The organism is Nonomuraea longicatena (assembly GCF_039525605.1).
Lineage (GTDB): Bacteria > Actinomycetota > Actinomycetes > Streptosporangiales > Streptosporangiaceae > Nonomuraea > Nonomuraea longicatena.
In genome coordinates this window covers 1-22663 of the sequence record NZ_BAAAHQ010000014.1, presented here as the reverse complement: position 1 = coordinate 22663, position 22663 = coordinate 1, and the positions used below count along the sequence as shown (strand labels likewise).

At 69.1% G+C, this 22663-nt stretch carries 24 protein-coding genes; 18 read left to right on the top strand and 6 right to left on the bottom strand.

Annotation, left to right across the window (positions count from 1 at the left end; genetic code table 11):
- Positions 1-100 precede the first annotated feature (100 nt).
- Positions 101-1363, top strand: a complete 1263-nt coding sequence (locus tag ABD120_RS15335; protein WP_343950539.1) for a flavin-dependent oxidoreductase — start codon at positions 101-103, stop codon at positions 1361-1363.
- Between the two features lie 38 nt (positions 1364-1401).
- On the opposite strand, the gene ABD120_RS15330 is transcribed toward ABD120_RS15335, so the two are convergent.
- The 4 genes from ABD120_RS15330 to ABD120_RS15315 all read right to left on the bottom strand — a co-directional run bounded on the left by ABD120_RS15330 (position 1402) and on the right by ABD120_RS15315 (position 5247).
- Positions 1402-2472 (bottom strand): nitrilase-related carbon-nitrogen hydrolase, encoded by a 1071-nt coding sequence (locus ABD120_RS15330; protein WP_343950538.1) that lies wholly within the window; start codon positions 2470-2472, stop codon positions 1402-1404.
- Positions 2469-3455, bottom strand: a complete 987-nt coding sequence (locus tag ABD120_RS15325; protein ID WP_343950537.1) for an ABC transporter substrate-binding protein — start codon at positions 3453-3455, stop codon at positions 2469-2471. The genes ABD120_RS15330 and ABD120_RS15325 overlap by 4 nt, the downstream gene beginning before the upstream one ends.
- A gap of 224 nt (positions 3456-3679) precedes the next feature.
- The gene (locus tag ABD120_RS15320) at positions 3680-4465 is read right to left on the bottom strand and encodes an ABC transporter permease (protein ID WP_343950536.1); all 786 of its coding nucleotides are present in this window, start codon (positions 4463-4465) and stop codon (positions 3680-3682) included.
- Entirely contained in the window at positions 4462-5247 is a 786-nt protein-coding gene (locus ABD120_RS15315) for an ABC transporter permease (RefSeq protein ID WP_343950535.1), read from the bottom strand. The genes ABD120_RS15320 and ABD120_RS15315 overlap by 4 nt, the downstream gene beginning before the upstream one ends.
- A 485-nt stretch (positions 5248-5732) precedes the next feature.
- Between ABD120_RS15315 and ABD120_RS15310 the strand changes: the two genes are divergently transcribed.
- From ABD120_RS15310 to ABD120_RS15235, 16 genes are all read left to right on the top strand, one after another.
- A complete protein-coding gene (locus ABD120_RS15310) occupies positions 5733-8633 on the top strand; it encodes a sensor histidine kinase (RefSeq protein ID WP_343950534.1) in 2901 nt (966 codons plus the stop codon).
- The gene (locus ABD120_RS15305; RefSeq protein ID WP_343950533.1) at positions 8630-9052 is read left to right on the top strand and encodes a roadblock/LC7 domain-containing protein; all 423 of its coding nucleotides are present in this window, start codon (positions 8630-8632) and stop codon (positions 9050-9052) included. The genes ABD120_RS15310 and ABD120_RS15305 overlap by 4 nt, the downstream gene beginning before the upstream one ends.
- Positions 9053-9056: 4 nt before the next feature.
- Positions 9057-9458 (top strand): DUF742 domain-containing protein, encoded by a 402-nt coding sequence (locus tag ABD120_RS15300; RefSeq protein ID WP_343950532.1) that lies wholly within the window; start codon positions 9057-9059, stop codon positions 9456-9458.
- The gene (locus ABD120_RS15295; protein ID WP_343950531.1) at positions 9439-10026 is read left to right on the top strand and encodes a GTP-binding protein; all 588 of its coding nucleotides are present in this window, start codon (positions 9439-9441) and stop codon (positions 10024-10026) included. The genes ABD120_RS15300 and ABD120_RS15295 overlap by 20 nt, the downstream gene beginning before the upstream one ends.
- Positions 10027-10084: 58 nt before the next feature.
- Positions 10085-11644 carry a signal recognition particle protein gene (gene ffh, locus ABD120_RS15290; protein ID WP_343950530.1) on the top strand — a complete coding sequence of 520 codons (1560 nt, stop codon included), beginning with the start codon at positions 10085-10087 and terminating at the stop codon, positions 11642-11644.
- Between the two features lie 180 nt (positions 11645-11824).
- Positions 11825-12271 carry a 30S ribosomal protein S16 gene (gene rpsP / locus ABD120_RS15285; protein WP_343950529.1) on the top strand — a complete coding sequence of 149 codons (447 nt, stop codon included), beginning with the start codon at positions 11825-11827 and terminating at the stop codon, positions 12269-12271.
- Between the two features lies 1 nt (position 12272).
- Positions 12273-12518 carry an RNA-binding protein gene (locus tag ABD120_RS15280; RefSeq protein ID WP_343950528.1) on the top strand — a complete coding sequence of 82 codons (246 nt, stop codon included), beginning with the start codon at positions 12273-12275 and terminating at the stop codon, positions 12516-12518.
- Positions 12519-12590: 72 nt separating this feature from the next.
- Complete coding sequence (gene rimM / locus ABD120_RS15275; protein WP_343950527.1) at positions 12591-13091, top strand: ribosome maturation factor RimM; 501 nt, start codon at positions 12591-12593, stop codon at positions 13089-13091.
- Positions 13092-13883, top strand: coding sequence for a tRNA (guanosine(37)-N1)-methyltransferase TrmD (gene trmD, locus ABD120_RS15270; protein ID WP_343950526.1), 792 nt, complete (start codon positions 13092-13094; stop codon positions 13881-13883).
- A gap of 138 nt (positions 13884-14021) precedes the next feature.
- Positions 14022-14384 carry a 50S ribosomal protein L19 gene (gene rplS, locus ABD120_RS15265; RefSeq protein WP_343950525.1) on the top strand — a complete coding sequence of 121 codons (363 nt, stop codon included), beginning with the start codon at positions 14022-14024 and terminating at the stop codon, positions 14382-14384.
- Positions 14385-14509: 125 nt separating this feature from the next.
- Positions 14510-15370: a signal peptidase I gene (gene lepB, locus ABD120_RS15260; RefSeq protein ID WP_343950524.1), complete on the top strand. Its 861-nt coding sequence runs from the start codon at positions 14510-14512 to the stop codon at positions 15368-15370.
- A complete protein-coding gene (gene lepB / locus ABD120_RS15255; protein WP_343950523.1) occupies positions 15370-15963 on the top strand; it encodes a signal peptidase I in 594 nt (197 codons plus the stop codon). The genes lepB (ABD120_RS15260) and lepB (ABD120_RS15255) overlap by 1 nt, the downstream gene beginning before the upstream one ends.
- 56 nt (positions 15964-16019) lie before the next feature.
- The gene (locus tag ABD120_RS15250; RefSeq protein WP_343950522.1) at positions 16020-16688 is read left to right on the top strand and encodes a ribonuclease HII; all 669 of its coding nucleotides are present in this window, start codon (positions 16020-16022) and stop codon (positions 16686-16688) included.
- A gap of 24 nt (positions 16689-16712) precedes the next feature.
- Positions 16713-17036: a DUF2469 domain-containing protein gene (locus tag ABD120_RS15245; protein ID WP_343950521.1), complete on the top strand. Its 324-nt coding sequence runs from the start codon at positions 16713-16715 to the stop codon at positions 17034-17036.
- A 92-nt stretch (positions 17037-17128) separates the two neighbouring features.
- Positions 17129-17473: a YraN family protein gene (locus ABD120_RS15240; protein WP_343950520.1), complete on the top strand. Its 345-nt coding sequence runs from the start codon at positions 17129-17131 to the stop codon at positions 17471-17473.
- Positions 17474-19003, top strand: a complete 1530-nt coding sequence (locus ABD120_RS15235) for a YifB family Mg chelatase-like AAA ATPase (RefSeq protein WP_343950519.1) — start codon at positions 17474-17476, stop codon at positions 19001-19003.
- 110 nt (positions 19004-19113) lie between these two features.
- On the opposite strand, the gene ABD120_RS15230 is transcribed toward ABD120_RS15235, so the two are convergent.
- Complete coding sequence (locus ABD120_RS15230) at positions 19114-19365, bottom strand: hypothetical protein (RefSeq protein WP_343950518.1); 252 nt, start codon at positions 19363-19365, stop codon at positions 19114-19116.
- Positions 19366-19713: 348 nt separating this feature from the next.
- Between ABD120_RS15230 and dprA the strand changes: the two genes are divergently transcribed.
- Entirely contained in the window at positions 19714-20736 is a 1023-nt protein-coding gene (dprA, locus tag ABD120_RS15225) for a DNA-processing protein DprA (protein ID WP_343950517.1), read from the top strand.
- 641 nt (positions 20737-21377) lie between these two features.
- Here the strand turns inward: dprA and ABD120_RS15220 are convergent.
- Complete coding sequence (locus ABD120_RS15220) at positions 21378-22385, bottom strand: tyrosine recombinase XerC (RefSeq protein WP_425563976.1); 1008 nt, start codon at positions 22383-22385, stop codon at positions 21378-21380.
- Positions 22386-22663: the final 278 nt, after the last annotated feature.

Genomic DNA, 22663 nt, shown 5'->3' with positions numbered 1-22663 from the left:
ACTCGCCATTGACGTGATGTCACATATTCCGCAATAAGTCCTTCCCGATTGGCCTCCGCCCCGTATGATCGGGTCCATCCATGCGGCGGAGGGAGTACTTGTGCGCGTTCTGATCGTCGGCGCCGGCATCGGAGGGCTGACCGGCGCGCTCAGCCTCCACGCCGCCGGAATCGACTGCACCCTCGTGGAGTCGGCCGCGGAGTTACGTCCCATCGGCGTCGGCATCAACCTCCAGGCGCACGCGGTGCGGGAGCTCACCGAACTCGGGCTGGCCGACCGGCTGGCCGCCACGGGCATTCCCACCAGCTTCTTCCGCTTCACCGACCGCTTCGGCGGCCTGATCGTGACCATGCCGCGCGGGCGCGCCGCCGGGTACAACTGGCCGCAGTACTCCATCCACCGGGGGCAGCTCCAGATGCTGCTGCTCGCCGCCGTCCGCGACCGCCTCGGCGAGGACGCCGTGCGCACCGGAACCGCCTTCGTCTCCTTCGAGCAGGACGCCGACGGCGTCACCGCGAGCCTGCGCGACGTGCGCTCCGGCGAGGTGAAGAAGGAGAGGTACGACGTCGTGGTCGGCGCCGACGGCATCAACTCGGCCGTGCGCGCCGGGCTCCACCCCGAGGGCGACGACCTCAGGTGGTCGGGCATCCACATGTGGCGGGGGATCGTGGAGAGCGACCCCATCCTCGACGACTCCACCGTCCTGGTCGCGGGCTCCAACGCGGTGGCCAAGATCGTGGTGTACCCCGTCTCGGCCGAGGCGCGCTCGCGAGGCCGCGCGCTGCTCAACTGGGTCACCGAGGTACGGCTGGGCGACTCCGGCGCCGTTCCGGCGGCCGACTGGTCGGCCCCGGGCCGCAAAGAGGATGTTCTTCCGCATTTCGCCGACTGGAAGCACGCCGACCTCGACGTTCCCGCTCTGATCTCGGCGACCGAGCACATCCTCTCCTACCCGATGGTGGACAGGGACCCACTCTCCCACTGGGGACGGGGCCGGGTCACCCTGATCGGAGACGCCGCCCACCCGCTTTACCCGATCGGCTCCAACGGGGGGTCGCAGGCCGTACTCGACGCGAGGGTCCTGGCCAGGTGCCTCGCCACCGAGCCGACGCCGGAGGCGGCCCTGCTGGCGTACGAGGCCGAGCGGCGCGAACCGGCGAACGCGCTGGTGCTCCTGCACCGTGACCTGCCGATGGACGCCACCGTCAACCTGGTCACCGAGCGCGCCCCCGGCGGGTTCTCCGACATCACCGAGGTACTGACCGAGGAGGAGATCAGGCGCTCACGCGCGGCCCAGCACGGTCTCACCGACCAGGACGTCGAGCACCTCAACCGCCGCGCCTCGTGGAGCGTCACTCGCTGAGAGTGCCGTGCTCCCGGCGGGGAGCACGGCACCGGTGCTCAGCCCTTCTCCGGCCGCACCCAGATGTCGCGCTCGTGCATGAGCTCGATCTGCTTGTCGATGACCTCGGTCCGGTAGTCCGCGTGGTTGTACGGCTTGCGGTCCATGTAGAGGTTCTTCGGGTAGACCGGCTTGTTGTAGATGAGCTGGTACTGCTCGGTCTTCAGGTCCTTCATCCAGTTGTCCCACTGGGCGTTGGCCCGGAAGTGCCGCAGCGCGCCGATGTCGATGGTGCCCGCCACCCACGACGAGCCGCCGCTGTAGTCGTGCCTGCCGACGATCTGCCCCTTGTAGTCGACGACCATGGACTGCCCGCCGAAGGTGTCGATCGGGATGTCGGACTCCTGGTCGAGGAAGTAGGTGCCGACGTTGCAGGCGATCAGGTACGCGTTGTTGTCGAGCGCCCTGGCCCGGTTCTGCACCTCGTACAGCCCGTTGCCGACGTGCGGGTGGGGGTACGGTCCCCGGTAGATGATCTCCGCGCCGTTCATCGCCAGGCCGCGCGCGTTCTCCGGGTAGGACGCCTCGTTGGCCATCAGGATGCCGATGCGGCCGATCTCGGTGTCGGCGACCGGGTAGAACGCGTCGAGGGTCTCGCCGTAGAGCTCCACCCAGCGGTCCCACACGTCGTGCGGGGTGACCGAGTGCTCGACCGGCAGCAGCGTGACGGTCTTGTAGTGCTTGAGGATGATCTCGCCCTGCGGGTCGATCACGAACCCGATGTTGAAGAAGCGGCCGGGGAACTCCGGGTGCCTGGCCTTGGCCTGGCCGATGAGGAAGGTGTTCCACTTGACGGCCAGTTCGGCGAGCTTGTCGGTCTCGGGGCCCGGCACGTCGATCGCGCAGTTGGCGGCGAAGTCCTCGTGGTCGAGATCGAGCACCTCGTCGTTGAAGCCCTGGAGCGCGCCTTCGGGGATGGCGATCAGCCGTACGGGCAGGTCGAGGCTGGTCAGCCAGGACGCCGCCTTGATCAGATGGCCGATGTGATCGATGTTGACCCGGATGTCGTCGCGGTGGCGGATCCCACGCATGGTGGGGACCAGGCCGACCGCCTGGTACGGTTCGATCACTTCGCGCCTCCGCTGTAGATCATTCCGTTCACGTCGAACTTCGCCGTGAGGAGCTGGTGCTCAAGCATCAGGTCGGCCACCCGCTGCAGACGCGTCGCGTTGACGGTGGTGGAGAATCCGCCGAGCTTCATCAGGTCGGCCGTGGCCTTGTCGATCTTGGTGTACTTGCCGAGCGCTGCGTCCACCTCGTCGGAGTTGGTGATCGCGAGTTCGGCCGCCTTGGCGAGTGCGCGCTGGAAGGCGCCGACCGTCTTGGGGTTCTTCGCGGAGAACTCGTCCGTCGTGAGGTAGCCGGCGATCGGGAAGTCGGCGGTGGGGCCGCTCATGATGTCGGCGATCCTGGTGTTGCCCGCGGCCGCCGCGGCCTGGTGGAACGGCTCGGGCAGGAACGCGGCGTCGACCTGGCCGGTCTCCAGTGCGTTGACCATGTCGGGGAAGGGCTTCTCAAGGTAGGTCACGTCGTCCTTGGTCAGCCCGTTGGTCTTGAGCAGGGCGTCCGTGGTGAGCGTGGCGACGTTGTTCCTGGTGTTGACCCCGATCTTCTTGCCCTTGAGATCGGCGACCTTGGTGATCGGCGAGCCCTTCTTCGCCATGAGCAGGAAGTTGTCCGGCTTGGCCACATAGGCTTCGCCGACGACCTTGATCTTCCCGTCCTTGGACGCGTTGATGATGGCCGACACGTAGTTGCTGTGAAGGATGTCGTACTTGCCGTTCATCAGCAGGGGCATGGCGGCGGCGCCACCCTGGACGGCCTCGGCCTTGACATTGAGGCCCTCGGCCTTGAAAAAGCCCTTGTCGATGGCGATCTGGATGGGGGCGACCTCGGGCAGCGGGAGCATACCGATGGTGATTTCGGACTTCTCTACGCCACCGGCGGCGTTGCCCCCCGAGTCGTTTCCTCCGCTGCCGCATCCTGCGGCGAGCAATGCTGTGGCGGCAATCGTGACAGCGCCGGTGCGCAAGCGGCGCCAGTGTCCGAACATGAACACTCCATGGGGGGAAGAGTATCGATGCACGCCCGGGCGTGATCTTGAGGGGAAGAGCCTAGCGCAAGCCACAATAGGGACCAGAGCCTCAGCAGGGAAGGCGTGACCTGACATATCATCACATGTGGCGATATGTCAGGTTTTGACAATGGATCGTTCCATTTCATGCATTCACGCTGGGTGAATTGTGGTGATTTTCTGCTGTTTGACGGGCTGTGAAGCTACGCAGTTCGGGTGGCTGCCCGGTGCCAGGACAGTGCCCGGCGCTCGACCAGAAGAAACAGCCAGTTGAGAATGAAGCCCAGCAGGCCGAGCAGGACGATCGCGCCCCACACCGTCGGCAGCTCGAACGACTGCTGCGCGTCGCGCAGCAGGAAGCCGATGCCGTTCACGCTGAAGATCTCCGAGATGACCATGAGGATCAGCGCCAGCGACAGGCTCAGCCGCAGCCCGGCGAAGATCCTCGGCATGGCCGAGGGCAGGATGATCCGGGTCATCCGCTGCGTCCGGGTGAGGGCGAAGGTCCGCCCGGTCTCCAGGTGCAGCGGGTCGACGCTGCGGACCCCGTCGGCGGTGTTGAACAGGATCGGCCAGATGACCCCGAAGGCGATCAGCAGGACGTGCATGCTGGTCCCGGTCGAGAACAACGCCATGAACAGCGGGAGCAGCGCGGTCGGCGGCAGCGCCCTGCCGAACTGGATGAGCGGGTCGATCAGCCGGAACAGCAGCGGCGAGCGTCCCATCGCCACCCCGAGCGCGACGCCCAGCACCGAGGCCAGCGCCCACCCGGCCAGCAGTCTGACGATGCTGTCCGGGACGTTCTCCAGGGCCCGCTCGGTCAGGAACATGCTGCCGGCCGGCCCGGTGAACCAGGCTTCGTACATGGCGGCGACGATCTCGGTGGGCCGGGGAAAGTACTGGTCGTCCATGAGCCAGGTCGTCGTCTCCCAGACGACCAGGACGACCGGCACCAGCCACAGCCTCGACAGCGCGGAGAGGATCTTCACGTCTGCACTCCGATCTTGGCCGCGTGCCAGTGGAACGCCCGCCGCTCGGCCTTGACGAACAGGGCGTTGACCGCCAGGCCCAGCAGTCCGGCCCACACGGTCGCCGCCACGGTGAGGGCGGTGCCGTCCGGGCTGCTGCCCGCCAGGATGATGAAGGTGCCGATGCCCTCGGAGCCGCCGGTCAGGAACTCCGTGCTGACCGCGAGGATGAGCGCGATCCCGGCCGCGACGCGGATCCCGGTCGCGATGAACGGGGCCGTGCTCGGCAGGGACACGCGCATCAGGACGGCCATGCGGCCGAAGCCGAAGCTGCGCAGCGTCTCCTTGGCGACGGGGTCCACCTCCTTGAGCCCGTACATCGTGTTGATGAGGATCGGCCACGTGCTGGCGTACACGATCATCGCGACCTTCAGTTCGAGGAAGTCGCTGAACAGGAAGGCCGCCAGCGGGATCAGCGCGACCGAGGGGATCGGGCGCATGAACTCGACGAAGGGCCGCAGCGCCCGCTCGACCGGGGGGACGCTGCCGAGCAGGAGGCCCAGGGGCACGGCCACCAGCACGGTGATGACGAGTCCCGCGGCCCAGCCGAGGAAGGTCACGCCGACGTCCAGGAGGAAGTCGGGGTCCGCGGCCAGTCCGGCGGCGTCTGTGAGCACCGTGGAGGCGAGGGGGAAGGCGCTGGGCGGAATGAGTCCGCTTCTGCCGGCGATCTCCGCGACGATCAGGATGCCGACGACGCCGGTGATTCCGCAGAAAATCTTGCTCTCGTAGAGACGGCGCACGATCACTCCTCGTGGCCGGTTCTGTCAAGGACGAAGGGCAACGACATGGCCTCTCCGTGGGGGGTGTCCGGGGACCGAAATGTTAGCGCTGAGTGGAGTTCGGGGTCAGGGTAGCCGACCGAAACTCTTTCGGAGATATACGGCTATTGCGGCACAGTGGGGCGAGTGGGTGATTTGCCCGATTTGGGGGTTATGTAGCTGGTTGGCGTAGGTCGTACGGCACCCTCAGGTAGACATTGAAGTATTGATAAGTCCACTTCGTGGCCGTTTAATGAGGTCTGAGCTGATTGTGACCGTTGGGGCGTTGGCCGAAGTAGTCGTGTTGTGCTCAAATAAGCACTCGCCCTATGGGCGTGTTGGCGTGGCACGCCACGAAAGGCATGACGTGATCCGCACGCAGGAAGTCATCCGAGGAGAGGTTGCGGACGTCGGTGAGGACTGCATTTACATCAGCCCGAGATGACGGCGACGCGGGCGCCGGGGCTGTGACCGACCGCGGCGGCGCATCGGCGCCGTCGACCCCGCCGCCGGGCCGGAACCCGGCGAAGCCACCGAAGGCCAAGCGCCCGTCCCGCTTCGCCATCCGCAACTGGCGCGTGCGCTCCAAGCTGCTCGCGCTCATCGTGATCCCCACGCTGGCGGCCCTCCTTCTCGCGGGCATGCGTGTCACGTCCTCGATCGGCATCGCCTCCGACTACCAGCAGATCAACGCGACCGCCGTACTCGTCAGCAAGCTGGCCGAACTGGCGCACGAGCTGGAACTCGAACGCGACCTCACCACCCGGTTCGTCGCCAACGACCGCAGGGACTCCTCCGCCATGGAGGCCCAGCACACGGCGGTCAACAACCTGCAGAACGAGGTGCGCTCGGACGTCGAGGCCCTCGCCCGCTCCGAACGCCCGGAGCGCGCGGAGGCCCAGCAGATCGGCAACCGCCTCGACGAGCTCCCGCAGTTGCGCAAGGCGGCCGCGGAGAGCCAGCTCGACGCCCGCAGCGTCGCCCTGCTCTACCAGCACGTCATCAACGACATGCTGTTCCTCAACGACGACGTCTCCCAGGGCGCCGTGGACGAGGAGCTCGACAACAGCGTCGCCATCTTCACCGCGCTCTCGCGCGCCAAGGAGAGCGTCTCCTTCGAGCGCGCCACGCTCAGCGCCGGCCTCGCCGCCAGACGGCTCAGCCCGGTTCAGCTCGACGACCTGCTCGCCTCCCGCGCCCGGCGCGACAGCGAACTGGCCGCCTACTCGGCCAACGCCACGCTCGCCCAGCGCACCCTGTACGGCGACACCGTCACCGGCCAGAACGTGGACCGCGCGGAGAGCATCAGGGCCCGCGCGCTCGTCCTCATCGGCGAGGGGCGCCTGCTCACCCAGCGCTCACTCGGCGAGGGCAACACCGGCGACACCTGGTTCGAGTCCGTCTCCCAGACCATCGAACTCATGCGCAAGGTCGAGAGCACCGTCGCCGACTCGATCATCCTGCGCAGCCGTACCCTCCAGGAAGAGGAGCAGCGCAGCGCGCTGATCGTCGCGGGGCTCATCCTGCTCCTGCTCATCCTCGTGCTCGCCGTCACCACCTTCATGGCCCGCTCGCTGGTCAGGCCGCTGCGCAGGCTGCGCGGCGAGGCCCTCAACATCGCCGGCGAGCGCCTGCCGGAACGCGTCAGGCACATGCGCGAGTCCGGCGACAAGGTGGACATCGGCGTCGACCCGATCGGCGTCGACACCCTCGACGAGGTCGGTGAAGTCGCCCGCGCCTTCGACGAGGTCCACCGCGAGGCGATCCGGCTGGCCGGTGAGGAAGCCCGGCTGCGCTCGAACGTCAACGCCATGTTCGTCAACCTCTCCCGCCGCTCGCAGACCCTGGTCGAACGCCAGATCACCCTCATCGACGGCCTGGAGCAGGGCGAGCAGGACGAGAGCCGGCTGGCCAACCTGTTCAAGCTCGACCACCTGGCCACCCGCATGCGCCGCAACTCCGAGAACCTCCTGGTCCTCGCCGGTCAGGAACCGCCGCGCCGCTGGAGTCAGCCCGTCAAGCTGGTCGACGTGGCCCGCGCCTCGCTGTCCGAGGTCGAGAACTACGAGCGCGTGGTCCTCCAGGTGCCGGACGGCGTCTCCGTCGCCGGACAGGCCGTCAACGACGTCATCCACCTGATCGCCGAGCTGGTCGAGAACGCCCTGTCGTTCTCCCCCCGCGAGACCCGCGTCACCGTCTCCGGCAGCCGCATCGACGGCGGCGGCGTGATGCTGTCGATCACCGACTCCGGCATCGGCATGACCCAGGAGGAACTGGCCTCGGCCAACGACCGCCTCCTCGACGCCCCCACCGTCGACGTCTCCGTCTCGCGGCGCATGGGCCTGTTCGTGGTCGCCCGCCTCGCGCACCGCCACGACATCCGCGTCCAGCTCCGCACGCACGGCGCGGGCGGCCTGACGGCCATGGTCCTGATCCCCGACGCGCTGCTCGGCGCCCAGGCCACGCCGTTCGCGGGCGCCGGAGCCGGTGCGGGCGCCGGTACGGGCGCCGGCCCCATGGGCGCGCCGACGCGGGAGCCGTTCGGCGCGCAGATCCCGCGCGACGAGGCCCCCTCCTACGGCACCCCGGTCCCGCCGCCCCCGCAGCAGTGGGGCGCGGCACCCGGCAGCGGCCACCCGTCGTTCCCGTCGCAGCCCGTCCCGGACTCCGGCTGGTCGGCGGCGATGCCCGCGTGGCCGTCCGACGTCGCTGGCTGGCCCGGCGACTCGCGCGACTCCGGCCCCGACACCTCCGACGTGTGGGTCCCCTCGCGCAACTCCGGCGGGACCTGGAGCAACGAGCCGCCGCCGCTGCCCAAGCGCCAGCCCTCCCCGCCCTCGGAAGAGGTCTCGACCTGGTCGTTCAACAACCGCGACCAGACGCCGCCCGGCAGGGACACCGGCCCGCCCGCGCAGAGCAAGTACGACTTCCCCGAGACCGAGGCGGCCGCCACCGGACCCATTCCGGCGGTCCCGCAGGGCGACGAGTACCTGCCGATCTTCGCCTCCGTCGAGTCCGCCTGGTTCGACAACAACGACAACGGCGCCGACGCCAACTGGGGCAACTCCAAGGCGGACGCCGGATGGACCGCCGCGGAGGCCGCGCGCGAGCCCGTGCGGGACGCGCCGACCGCGGCCGGGCTGCCCAAGCGGGTCCCCAGGGCCAACCTGGTGCCCGGCTCCGCCACCCCGTCCGCCGCGCCCAAGGAGGCCGCCGCCCCCGCGCGGCCCTCGGTGTCACCGGACCGGATCCGAAGCCGGCTGTCCAGCTTCCAGCAGGGATTCCGGGCAGCTCGCGACGACATCAGCGAGGGCCGGGCGTATCCCCCCGGCTCCAAGCACGTTGAAAGCAGGGAGGAGGGCGAATGAACGACCTGAGCCACGGGGCCCGCGGGGTCGACTGGCTGATCACCGATTTCGTCAGCACCGTACCCGGGGTCGCCCACGCGGTTGTGGTCTCTTCCGACGGGTTACCGCTCGCGGCCTCCGCCGGCTTCCCGACCGATCGGGCCGACCAGCTCGCCGCGATCGCCTCGGGACTGATCAGTCTCACGCAGGGCGCCGCCCGGGTGTTCGAGGGCGGCACGGTCAACCAGACGATCGTGGAGATGCAGCGGGGGCTCATGCTGATCATGTCGATCAGCGACGGCTCGTGCCTCGCCGTACTGGCCGCGCCCGACTGCGACATGGGACTGGTCGCCTATCAGATGACGCTGATGGTCGACCGGGCCGGTCAGGTCCTCACCCCTGCGGTCCGCGCCGAGCTGCGCGCGAGCCAGACCAGGTGATCGCGTGACGACCGACCCCAGATGGAACAGCGGTGGAGGGTGGGAGCCGCCGCCACCGCCCCACAACGACCCCGCCTCGCCGGTACGGCCGTACGCCGTCACCGGCGGGCGCACCGCGCCGAGGGTCAAACTGGCCATGGAGGCCCTGGTCTCGTCGGCGACGGCGGAACACCGGGAGTTCTCGCACATCACACCGGAGTACCAAGCGATCAGCCAGCTCTGCCGCCAGGTCAGATCGGTGGCGGAGGTGTCGGCGCTGCTGCGGATACCGCTCGGCGTCGTACGCGTGCTGATCGCCGACATGGCGGCCGAAGGCCTGGTCCGAGTGCACCAGCCGCAGCTGGAAGCGGGCAGGCCAGATGTGAACTTGCTGGAGAGGGTGCTCAGTGGACTTCGCAGGCTCTAGCCCCGGCCTCACCTCGACCAAGATCGTGGTGGCCGGAGGCTTCGGTGTCGGCAAGACGACGTTCGTCGGGGCGGTGTCGGAGATCATGCCGCTCACCACGGAGGCCGTCATGACCGACGCCTCGGCGGGCATCGACGACCTCGGCATGACGCCGCTCAAGTCCACCACGACCGTGGCGATGGACTTCGGCCGCGTGTCGCTGGACCGCGACCTGATCCTTTACCTGTTCGGCACACCCGGGCAGCACCGGTTCTGGTTCATGTGGGACGACCTGGTACGCGGCGCCATCGGCGCCGTCGTGCTGGTCGACACCCGCAGGCTGGCCGACAGCTTCCCGGCGATCGACTACTTCGAGGAGGCGCAACTGCCGTTCATCGTCGGGGTGAACGGCTGGGACGGCCAGTACCAGCACAGTGACGCGGAGGTCCGCGACGCCCTCACGCTGGCCCCCCACATCCCCATGGTCCGCCTGGACGCGCGGGCCAAGGACTCGGTCAAAGCCGCTCTCATCCAGCTTGTCGAGCACGCGCTCACGGTCCGTATGGCCGTGCCCGGCTGGAATGGCTGAACGAGCGGCTAGGCTGGGTCCAGACCACGCATAACCGCACCGAGGGCTGGCCAACCACGTGTTCGAGACGCTTTCCGACCGGCTGACATCGGTCTTCTCCTCCCTTCGCGCCAAGGGTCGGCTCTCTGACTCCGACATCGACGCGACCACCCGCGAGATCCGCATCGCGCTGCTTGAGGCCGATGTGGCGCTGCCCGTGGTCAAGGCGTTCGTCGCCCAGGTCAAGGAGCGCGCCAGGGGCTCGGAGGTCTCCCAGGCGCTCAACCCGGCCCAGCAGGTCGTCAAGATCGTCAACGACGAGCTGATCGCCATCCTCGGCGGGGAGACCCGGCGCCTGCGCCTGGCCAAGACGCCGCCGACGGTCATCATGCTCGCGGGCCTCCAGGGCGCGGGCAAGACCACGCTGGCGGGCAAGCTGGCCCGCTGGCTGCGCGACCAGAACCACGTGCCGCTGCTCGTGGCCGCCGACCTGCAGCGGCCCAACGCGGTCACCCAGCTCCAGGTCATGGGCGAGCGCGCCGGGGTCGCCGTCTTCGCGCCCGAGCCGGGCAACGGCGTCGGCGACCCGGTCGAGGTCGCCCGCCGGTCGATCGACTTCGCCAGGCAGAAGCAGCACGACCTCGTCATCATCGACACCGCGGGCCGCCTCGGCATCGACCAGGAGATGATGAAGCAGGCCGCCGACATCCGCGACGCGGTCGGTCCCGACGAGATCCTGTTCGTCGTCGACGCCATGATCGGCCAGGACGCCGTCACCACGGCCCAGGCGTTCATGGAGGGCGTCGGCTTCGACGGCGTCGTTCTCACCAAGCTCGACGGCGACGCGCGTGGCGGTGCCGCGCTGTCGGTGCGGCACATCACCGGCCGGCCCATCATGTTCGCCTCCACGGGCGAGAAGCTTGAGGACTTCGACGCCTTCCACCCCGACCGGATGGCCTCGCGCATCCTCGACATGGGCGACATCCTCACCCTGATCGAGCAGGCGCAGAAGACCTTCGACGAGGAGCAGGCCGCCAAGATGGCGGGCAAGCTCACCTCGGGCGAGAGCTTCACCCTCGAAGACTTCCTTGAGCAGATGATGATGGTCCAGAAGATGGGCCCCATCAAGAACCTGCTCGGCATGATGCCCGGCATGGGGCAGATGCGCGACCAGCTCAACTCCATCGACGACCGCGACCTCGACCGCATCGCGGCGATCATCCGGTCGATGACCCCCGCCGAGCGCTCCGACCCGAAGATCATCAACGGCTCGCGGCGTGCCCGCATCGCGGCCGGTTCCGGTGTCACGGTCACGGCGGTCAGCGGCCTGGTCACCCGCTTCTTCGAGGCACAGAAGATGATGAAGCGGATGGCGGGCGGCATGGGCATCCCCGGCATGCCGGGCGGCCGGGGCAAGGCGGCCAAGCAGCAGAAGAAGGCCAAGAAGGGCCGGCGCGTGAGCGGCGACCCGCGCAAGGCCGCGCTCGGCAAGCCCGCTCCCGAGCCCTCCGACGAGCAGGCGCCCAAGAAGCAGGGCGGTCTGCTCGGCAACCTTGGCGGCGGCCCCAAGCTGCCGCCCGGCCTGCAGTTGCCCCCGGGCTTCGACCCCTCCAAGCTCAACCTGCCAGACGACAAGTAGCACGCGCGCCTGTCGTTGGCAGTGGCGGCGGTCTGGCACAATGGCATGTTGGAACACCGTGACCAGGTGGGTGCCCTCTCACCTCCCGCCGGTCATGCCTGTCCCTCGAGCGGCCCGCCGTCGTGCCCCACTCGATGGCAAACCGCTCACCCACGCTCGAATGCAGGAGAGACCACACCCGTGGCAGTCAAGATCAAGCTCAAGCGGCTCGGCATGATCCGCAACCCGCAGTACCGCGTCGTCGTCGCCGACAGCCGCACCAAGCGTGACGGCCGGGCGATCGAGGAGATCGGTCTGTACCACCCGAAGGAAAACCCTTCGCTCATCCGGATCGACGCCGAGCGTGCGGCGTACTGGCTGGGTGTCGGCGCACAGCCGACCGAGCCGGTTCTCAAGCTGCTCAAGCTCACCGGTGACTGGCAGAAGTTCAAGGGCGAGCCGGCTCCGGCCCCGCTCCAGGTCGCCGAGGTCGCCGCCGACCGGCACGTGATCTACGAGGCCGCCGCCAAGGAGGCGCTGTCCGGTGGCGACACCGGCACGGCCGCCACCACGCCCAAGAAGGCCAAGAAGAAGGACGAGGCTCCGGCCGAGGCCGCAGCCGAGACCCCCACCGAGGGCGAGGGCTGAGGTGCTCGAGGAGGCTCTCGAGCACCTCGTGAAGGGCATCGTCGAACATCCCGACGACGTCCGTGTCCGCGCACGCCGCATTCGCAGCGGGCGCGTTCTCGAGGTCCGGGTGCACCCCGACGACCTCGGCAAGGTCATCGGTCGCGGCGGGCGCACCGCGAAGGCGCTGCGCACCGTCGTCAACGCTCTGGCTGACGGCAAGTTCGTCCGGGTCGACCTGGTCGACCTGCACGAGGCCGTCCGCTAGTCCGATTGTCCCGAGCGCCCTCATCGGTCCGTCCGGTGGGGGCGCTCGCGTTTCGCAGAAGGTAGGTTTCACGTGCAGCTGGTCGTGGGCCGCATCGGCCGACCGCACGGAGTCAGGGGCGAGGTCACCGTCGAGGTGCGCACCGACGAGCCCGCGCTGCGCTTCGCGCCGGGCAACTCCCTGGTCACCGACCCGGCCTCCCGGGGCCCGCTGACCGTCGAGGGCGTCCGCTGGCACAAGGGCGTGCTCCTGCTGCGCCTCGCCGGGGTGTCCGGCCGCGACGCCGCCGAGGAACTGCGCGGCACCATGATCGTCATCGACTCCTCCGAGGTGTCCCCGTCGGACGATCCGGACGAGTTCCACGACCACCAGCTCATCGGGCTCTCGGTCGTCACCGTCTCCGGCGAGGCCGTCGGCGAGGTCACCGACGTGCTCCACCACGGCCAGGACCTCCTCGTCGTCCGGCGGGCAGGGCAGGACGACGCGCTGATCCCGTTCGTGAAGGCGCTGGTGCCCGAGGTCGATCTCGACGCCGGGCGGCTGGTCGTCGATCCGCCCGAGGGGTTGCTCTAGATGCGGCTCGACATCATCTCGATCTTCCCCGAGTACTTCTCGCCGCTCGACGTCTCCCTCATCGGCAAGGCGCGCGAGCGCGGCACTCTGGACGTACGGATCCACCAGCTTCGCGACTGGGCGCACGACGTGCACAAGACCGTCGACGACACGCCCTACGGCGGCGGGCCCGGAATGGTCATGAAACCCGAGGTGTGGGGGGCGGCCGTCGACGCGGTCGTCGGCTCCGCCGACCAGGTGCCGCGCATGGTGGTGCCCACGCCCAGCGGGCGGCCGTTCACACAGGAACTCGCCCAGGAACTCGCCCGTGAGCCATGGCTGCTGTTCTGCTGCGGACGCTACGAGGGGATCGACTCGCGCGTCATGGCCGAGTACTCCACGCGGCTGCGGGTGGACGAGGTCAGCATCGGCGACTACGTGCTGGCCGGGGGAGAGGTGGCGGTGCTCGTCATGGCCGAGGCCGTCGGGCGGCTGCTGCCCGGGGTGCTCGGCAACGCGTGCTCGGTCGCCGACGACTCCTTCGCGCCGGGCAGCATGCGCAACCTGCTGGAAGGGCCGGTCTTCACCAAGCCGCCGGAGTGGCGGGGGCACAAGGTGCCCGAGGTGCTGCTGTCCGGCCATCACGGGAAGATCGCGCGATGGCGGCGGGACGAGGCGCTGCGCCGTACGGTGGCCAACCGCCCCGACCTCGCGGCGGCGCTCGACCCCGAGACGCTGGACAAGCACGACAGGGCGCTGCTGGAGTCGCTGCGGAGCCCGTTTCGCTTCGGGCCGGAAGATGTGGCACACTGAAGCGCTACCAATCTGCTCTCGGATTGGTTTCGCGCGCCCGGAACCGGGCGCCAGGAAAGAACAGGCGTGTCCCCTCAGATGCCGCATCGGCGGCCGGGCGGGACCTCCGCGTGTTCACAAGACTTTGAGGAACTCACTATGCACACGAAGATCCAGGAGCTCGAGAAGGCGTCTCTGCGCGGCGACGTGCCGAGCTTCCGTCCCGGCGACACGCTTGAGGTGCACGTCCGGGTCATCGAAGGAAACCGGTCGCGTGTCCAGGTCTTCAAGGGCTTCGTGCTGCGCCGCCAGGGTGCGGGCTCGCGCGAGACCTTCACCGTCCGCAAGGTGAGCTACAGCGTCGGCGTCGAGCGCACGTTCCCGGTGCACAGCCCGATCATCGAGAAGATCGTGGTCGTCACCCGAGGCGACGTCCGCCGCGCCAAGCTCTACTACATGCGCGACCTGCGCGGCAAGGCCGCTCGCATCCGCGAGAAGCGCGAGAACACGCCCGCCAAGTAAGGACATCCGAAAAGCCCGGTACTTCTTCGACGTACCGGGCTTTTTCTTTATACGGAGCGACTCGCGGATGGTTGTACCCTCGGTCGAGGCTTGTCGAGCCCTGCCATCATCTAGGCTCGTCAACGATGACTAGCGAGAGCCAGGAGCACGGCGCCACGCGCCGCCCGGTCGAGGACGAGGTGGACGTGGTCGCTGAAGAGACCCAGAAGGCCAAAGACGCGAAAAAGGGCAAAAAGGGTTCGTTCTGGAAAGAGCTTCCCGTCCTGGTCGTCGTGGCACTGGTGCTTGCCCTCATCATCAAGACTTTTGTGATCCAGGCGTTCTACATCCCCTCGGAGTCGATGGAGAACACCCTGCTCACCAATGACCGGGTCCTGGTCAACAAGCTCGTCTACCACACGCGCGACATCGAGCGCGGCGACGTCGTGGTCTTCTCCGGTGTCGACTCCTGGGACGGTGAGTTCCAGCTTGAGGAACCGTCCAACCCGGTCGCGGGCTTCTTCCGCTGGGTCGGTACGGCCTTCGGCGTCGTCCCCGGCGAGAAGGACTACATCAAGCGGGTCATCGGCGTCGGCGGCGACCACGTCAAATGTTGTGACGCCAAAGGCCGTGTGACGGTCAACGGGGTGGGGATCGACGAGGAGAGCTACCTGTATCCCGGCGACAAGCCCTCGAAAGACGGCTTCGACGTGAAAGTGCCGGAGGGGCGCCTGTGGGTGATGGGCGACCACCGGGGGGTCTCGCTCGACTCGCGCGCGCACCAGGGTGACCCCGGTGGCGGTTCGATTCCCGAGGGCCAGGTCATCGGGCGGGCGTTCGTGATCGTCTGGCCGTTCTCCAGGGCGGCCACCATGCCCATTCCCGACACCTTCGCCCAGCCGGCGCTCAACGCGCTCGGCGGAGCGGTGCCGCTGGTGGCGGGGTTCGCGTTCGCCGTGCCGCTGGTTCTCGTGCGCCGGCGCTGGGTGCTGAGGAGGAAGCGCTGATGGCCGACACCAAGAAGGCGGAGGCCGGCACGGCGAAGAAGAAGGGCGGGGTCCGGGAGACCGTCCTTCTGCTGATGCTCGGTGTGGGCATCGCGCTGCTGCTGCAGGCGTTCGTGGTGGGATCGTTCTACATCCCCTCCGAGTCGATGCAGAACACCCTGCAGATCAACGACCGGGTGTTCGTCAACAAGCTCGCGGGCAAGCCTGAGCGGGGCGACGTCGTGGTCTTCAAGGGGTGGGAGGGGCAGGACACCATCAAACGGGTCATCGGGGTCGCCGGCGACAAGGTGGTCTGCTGCGACAGCAAGCGCCGCATCACCGTCAACGGGGTGCCGCTCGACGAGCGCTCCTACCTGCACCCCGACGACTTCCCCTCGGGTAACCAGTTCGACCACACGGTGCCGCCGGGCAAACTGTGGCTGATGGGCGACCACCGGACGATGTCGCAGGACTCCCGCGACCACGTGGCCAACAAGGGCGACGCCGGTTGGATCGACGAGAAGGACGTCATCGGCAAGGCGTTCGTGCGGTTCTGGCCGCTGTCGCGGGCCGAGATCTTCCAGAAGCCCGAGACGTTCGCGAAGGTCAAGTAGGCCAGTCCTGCTATCGGTCGCGGTTTGCCGCTATTGGGGCGTACTCTGCCTGTGTCATGACAGTTGCGTTCCGCCCCCGACCGAGTGTCGTCCGGCGAGATTCGGGGCTTTACGCCTATGAGCGGGCGCTGGCCCGCCGGGGCCTCACGCCGATCGCCGGTGTCGACGAGGCCGGCCGGGGGGCCTGCGCCGGTCCGCTCGTGGTGGCGGCCGTCGTACTCGGCAAAGCGATCCCGGGGCTCGGCGATTCCAAGCTGCTGACGGCCTCCACCAGGGAGAAGCTGTACGAGCAGATCATGGCGAGCGCCGACGTGGGCGTGGTCGTGATCCCGCCCGGCGAGATCGACGAGGTGGGGCTGCACCGGTGCAACGTTCTGGGAATGCGGCGGGCGGTGGCGCGGTTGACGGTGGTCCCGGAATACATCCTGACCGATGGGTTCCCGGTGCCGGGGTTGCCGGCGCCGTCGCTGGCCGTCTGGAAGGGGGACCAGGTGGCGGCCTGTATGGCGGCGGCGTCGATCGTGGCCAAGGTGACGCGTGACCGGATGATGGTTTCGCTGGACGCGGAGTTTCCGGCGTATGGCTTCGCCGTACACAAGGGGTATGTCACTCCAGGACATCGGCTGGCGCTGGAGACGCACGGGCCCTGCCCGCATCATCGCTTCTCCTTCGTCACGGTGGCCAGGGAGATGGGCGACAATGAGATGGGGGCCGGGGTTGCCTGACCTCGGAACGACAGGAGGGACGCGATGAGCGCAGAGGATCTCGAAAAGTACGAAACCGAGATGGAGCTGCAGCTTTACCGCGAGTACCGGGATGTCGTCGGCCTGTTCACCTACGTCGTCGAGACCGAGCGGCGCTTCTACCTCACCAATTCGGTCGATCTCGACGTGAAGACGGCTGGCAACGGTGATGTGTTCTTCGATGTGAAGATGCAGGACGCCTGGGTTTGGGACATGTATCGCCCCGCCCGTTTTGTTAAGAATGTCCGAGTTGTGACGTTCAAGGATGTGAACGTCGAAGAGCTCGCCAAGGCCGACCTCGAAATGCCCAAGGAAGGCTTCTCCGGCTAGCCCTTTCCACAGGCTCCTCGCCGCGCCTCCCGTTATCCACAGAACGTCGTTCGGCTTCCATCCGCCTCCCGCCCCTCCGCCAAGGTCGTCCCATGAACAACCTTGGCAGACACGGCGAGCAACTGGCGGCGGCCTATCTTGAGGCCGAGGGCATGGAGATCCTCGCGCGCAACTGGCGGTGCCGCCACGGCGAACTCGACATCGTCGCGCGCGACGGGCCCGGCCTGGTGATCGTCGAGGTCAAGACCCGATCCGGCCGCTCCCACGGCACCGCCCTCGAGTCCGTACGGCCCGCCAAGCTCAGGCGGCTGCGCATGCTGGCGGCCGCCTGGCTGTCGGCCCAGCAGTCCTCGTTCGCGACCGTCCGCGTCGACGTCGTCGCCATCGAGCGCTTCGCGGGCGACTTCTCCCTCCAGCACGTGAGGGGGGCGAGCTGAATGACCGTCGCCAGCACGAGAAGCGTCGCGCTCGTCGGGGTCACCGGCCGGTGCGTCGAGGTCGAGGCCGACGTCGGCGCCGGTCTGGCGGCCATCAGCCTGATCGGCCTGCCGGACACCGCGCTGAGCGAGGCCCGTGAGCGGGTCAGATCCGCCATGGTCAACAGCCGCTACGGCTGGCCGGACGCCCGCATCACCGTCAGTCTCTTCCCGGCGAGCCTCCCCAAAAGGGGCAGCCAGTTCGACCTGGCCATCGCGGTGGCGATCCTCGGCGCGGCGGGCACCGTCCCCGCCGAGCGGCTGTCCGCGCTCTACTTCCTCGGTGAACTCGGCCTCGACGGGCGGCTGCGGCCGGTGCGCGGCGTGCTGCCGTCCGTGCTGGGCGCGGCCAAGGACGGCGAGATCACCGTCGTGGTCCCCGCCGCCAACGCGGCGGAGGCCGCGCTCGTGCCGGGCGTGCGGGTCGTGCCCGTCCGTGACCTGCGCCAGCTCGTCGAATGGCTGCGCGTCGGCGGCGAGCCCCCTGAACCGCTCGTCCACGAGACCCCGGAGCAGCCCGAGGTGTCGCCCCTGCGCCCCATGGTCGATCTCGCCGACGTCGTGGGCCAGCCGCTGGGCAGACGCGCTCTCGAAGTGTGCGCGGCGGGCGGCCACAACCTGTGGCTGATCGGCCCGCCGGGCACCGGCAAGACTCTGCTGGCCGAACGCCTGCCCACGCTCCTGCCCGACCTGGAGCAGGACCACGCCCTTGAGGTGACCGCCATACACTCGGTCGCCGGCGTGCTGCCACCCGACAGCCCCATGATGAGCCGGCCGCCGTTCGTGAGCCCCCACCACACCGCGACGGCCGCCGCGATCGTCGGCGGCGGCACGGTCGTGCGCCCCGGCGCGGTGTCGCTCGCCCACCGAGGGGTGCTGTTCCTCGACGAGGCGCCCGAGTTCCAGCGCCCCGTCCTCGACTCGCTGCGCCAGCCGCTCGAATCCGGCATCGTCACGGTCTCCAGGGCGGCGGGGTCGGTGACCTTCCCGGCCCGCTTCATGCTGGTGCTCGCGGCCAACCCGTGCCCGTGCGCCCGGCCGACGGACAAGGAGGCGTGCCAGTGCACCTCCGTGGTCAAACGGCGCTACATCGGCAAGCTGTCCGGGCCGCTGCTCGACCGCATCGACATGAAGGTGACCGTGGCCCGCTCCAGCAGGCGCGAACTCATGGCCGACCGCCGGTTCGTCGAGAGCAGCAAGACGGTCGCCGCCCGGGTGCTGGCCGCCCGGCAGCGCGCGGCCAGGCGCCTGGCCCACACACCGTGGCGCACCAACGCCGAGGTGCCCCCGCCCGCGCTGCACGCGGAGTTCCGGCCGTCGGCGGAGGCCATGAAACCGGTCTCGACCGGGCTCGACACCGGCACGCTCAGCGCCCGGGGGCTCGATCGCATCGTCCGGGTCGCCTGGACCCTCGCCGATCTGGCCGACAAGCCGCGCCCCGACCAGGACGACACCAGCACCGCGCTCGCCCTGTGGCTGGGGGTGGGCTGATGCCGTCCGCCGAGGAGTTGGTGGCCCGCACACTGCTGATGCGCGCCGCGTTCGCGGCGGGCGATCGGCTGCTGGGCCGGTTGGTGGCGCATTACGGCCCGCTGGAGGCGCTACGGCTGATCGTCGGCTCCACGACCCCGCATCCGGTGGCCGCCGCCCTGGCCGAGACCGTCGGGCGCCCGAACGCGGGTGTCGTAACGGGTGCTGTGGTCTCTTCGGCCGTCGCGCTCACCGGTGGCGGCCGGGAGAGCGCCCGGTCTGCGCTTGGCGGTGTCCACTGTGAGGGTGCTGAGGGTTGTGAGGGGAATGACGGCGTCGGTGAGGCTCGGCCCGGCGGTGCCCGCCGCGCCGGTGCCGGTCATGGGGGTGGTGGCGCAGGCTGTCGCGACGGCGCGGGTTGTGCCTGCGATGCCGCTGCTCCTGGCTGCTCTGGACCTGATCGGCGGGGATCCGACGGGTTGAGTTCCGGAGATCGTGGTTCAGGCGGGTCGCGCAGTACGGGCGCTGAGGTGGCCGCCGGTTCGAGCGTGGTCGCTGGTCCGGTTGCCGACTCCGACGCCACCGGTTCGGCTGATTCGAGGGCTGCCGGTCGGCGGGGCGCGGATCTGAGCGTTGCCGGGGCGGGGTCGGGTGATCCGAGGGCTGTCGACATGGGCGTCGGCGGTTCTTCACGAGCGTGGTCTGCCGGTTACGAACAGGCTCTGGCCAAGGTGGGCAAGCGTCTGGCCGCCTGGCAGGCGCGCATCGGGGCAGTCCGGCCGGAGGCCGATCTGGAGGCGGCGGCAAGGCTCGGCGTCCGCCTGCTCGTCCCGGGCGTCACCGAATGGCCGACCCAGCTCGACCAACTCGGCTACAGCGCCCCGATCGGCCTCTGGGCCTGCGGCGACGCCGACCTCCGCAACGCCTGCCTGCGCTCGGTCGGTGTGGTGGGCTCCAGGGCCGCGACGGCCTACGGAACTCACGTGGCGGGCGAGTTCGGCGCAGGACTCAGCGAAGCGGGCTGGACCGTCGTGTCCGGCGGCGCCTACGGCATCGACGCGGCCGCCCACAGAGGCGCCCTGGCGGCCGACTCCCCGACGGTGGCCGTACTGGCCTGTGGAGTCGATGTCTGTTATCCGAGCGCCCACGAGGACCTTTTCGCCCTCATCCGCTCACAGGGCGTCCTGATCAGCGAGTGTCCGCCCGGCGTTCACCCGACGCGGGCCCGCTTCCTGATCCGCAACCGTCTGATCGCCGCCCTCTCACGCGGAACGCTGGTGGTGGAGGCGGCCTTGCGCAGCGGGGCACTGAACACCGCAGGCCACGCGGTGGCCCTGCGGCGTCATCTGGCCGCGATACCCGGACCGGTCACCTCGGAGACCTCGGCGGGCTGTCACCGGCTCCTGCGTGAGCGCAAGGCCGTCTGCGTCACCACACCGGACGAACTCATCGACCTGGTGGGCCTGATCGGCGACGACCTGGCACCCGCTCCGCGTGGCCCGGTCCTTCCCAGGGACACGCTGTCGCCGACCGCGAGGTCCGTCCTCGACGCCGTTCCCTCGCGCCAGGGGGCCGGTCCCGCGACCATCGCCGTGGCGGCGGGCGTGGACCTGGCCACAGCGGTGAGCGCCTTGGGCGCCCTGGCGGCGGCAGGCTTCATCGACCGCACCCCCAAGGGCTGGCGCCTTCGTCCCGATCGCCGCCATCAACCCGTCGCCCAGGATGATGGCCGACGCGACCCCTCGCCACCATGACGGACCTCGAATCTCCATGGCGGCGGCCGATGCACATCGCGGCGTGGCCGACGCCCTCGTGCCCACGCGTTTCCTGGCTTCCAGCCCGCGCCCTTCCCTCCGCCCACCCAGGTCACAGGCACGAAGGCTGTTAGTGATGGGCCAAGTCCCGTTCATGACCGCTGCGACGCTGTGGGCACTTCGACGGCATCCCATCGTTCTCTGGTGGCGATGGGCGACCTGCCAGTTCCTGCCAACAGGCGGGTCGCCGGGCGGATAGGGCCAGGGCTCGGCGGCGACGCCGAGCAGGGCGTCGGCGGCCGACACCTGCGGCGGCACACCCCGGCGATGCCTGTTTCCCTACATAAAGGCGACATTGTCGTGGTAAAGCAACCAAACGACCTCAGGCCGAGTATCCTCCCCGTCGCTGGGGTCGCTGGGGTCGCTGGGGTCGCTGGGGTCGCTGGGGTCGCTGGGGTCGCTGGGGTCGCTGGGGTCGCTGGGGTCGCTGGGGTCGCTGGGGTCGCTGGGGTGTCCTGCGGATCCTCGGCGCTGCTGAGGATCGGTGGGTGACCTGGTGAGGATTGCCTGGTGAGCTGCGGTGAGGGCAGTCGCTTGTGGACGCGCCCGCTTCGGGTGGCGCGGTGATGCGGTGTCCGCGCTCAGGCTCGGGGGTGGGCCTGCCGGTAGGCGGTGCGGAGACGGTCGATGGAGACGTGGGTGTAGATCTGCGTGGAGTTGAGGGAGGCGTGTCCGAGGAGTTCCTGCACACTGCGCAGATCGGCGCCGCCTTCCAGCAGGTGAGTGGCGGCGCTGTGACGGAGACCGTGCGGGCCGAGGTCGGGGGCGCCTTCGAGCTGGCTCAGCCGCGCGTGGACGACGCGGCGTACGGTTCCCGTGTCCAGACGTCCGCCGCGCGTGCCCAGGAAGAGGGCTGCGCCGGAACGTCCGGTGATCCACAGCGGGCGCCCATGGATGCACCAGCGGTCCAGCGCCCGCAACGCGGGTTTGCCGAAGGGGACCGTACGTTCTTTGCGGCCCTTGCCGAGGACCCGGAGGACATCGCGTTCCCGGTCCACGTCATCGACATCGAGGGAACAGAGTTCGCTGACCCGGATGCCTGTGGCGTACAGGAGTTCAAGGATCGCCTGGTCTCTGAGCGACCTGGGGTCGGAACCCTCGCCCGCGTCGAGAGCGGCCTGGGCTTGCGAATGGTCTAGTACGGCGGGCAACGTGCGCGGGGACCTGGCACCGGCGAGGAGAAGCCCGGGATCCTGTGCGAGCCAGCCGTTGCGGTGGCAGAAGGCGGTGAACGCGCGGGCGCAGGCCGTACGACGCGCGAGCGTGGCCCGCGACCGCCCCTCCGCATGCTGCCCGGCCAGCCACGAGCGGAGCCCACCGACATCCAACCCGTTCAACCGATCACCGGGGGAAACGACTTCCTCGCCACGGTCGTGGTCAAGGGCTGTCGTTCGATCGGCGGAGCGCGTGACAGAACGAGCGTCGTCGGCGGGGCCGACGAGGTCCTGGGGGTTTCCCGAGGCTACGCGAGGACAGAGGGCGGCGTCGGCAACGGAACCGGCCGAACCTGTCGACCCGGGCTCTCCAGAGGCTCCTGAGGCACCATGGGAGGGTGCCGGAGGGCTGAGGTGAAGGTCCAGATGCAGCATTAGCGACATCGCGTCGGACATGTAAGCGCGGATGGTGTGCGGGGACAGGTCTCGCTCGAAGCGCAGATGATGCTCGAAGGCGGAGAGCACCGCAGTGGTGTCAGGGCTCAGAGCATCGGCGGCCTGTGCCGCCAGCGTACGGGGGCGGGACTTACCGGTTGGCATGGTCTAACTGTGCCCCGATCCACGAGCGAAGACCTGACTTGACACGGCCCGCTCGCCAGCGACCCTCGTGGGTGCGGGGTGCGGGGTGCGGGGTGCGGGGTGCGGGGTGCGGG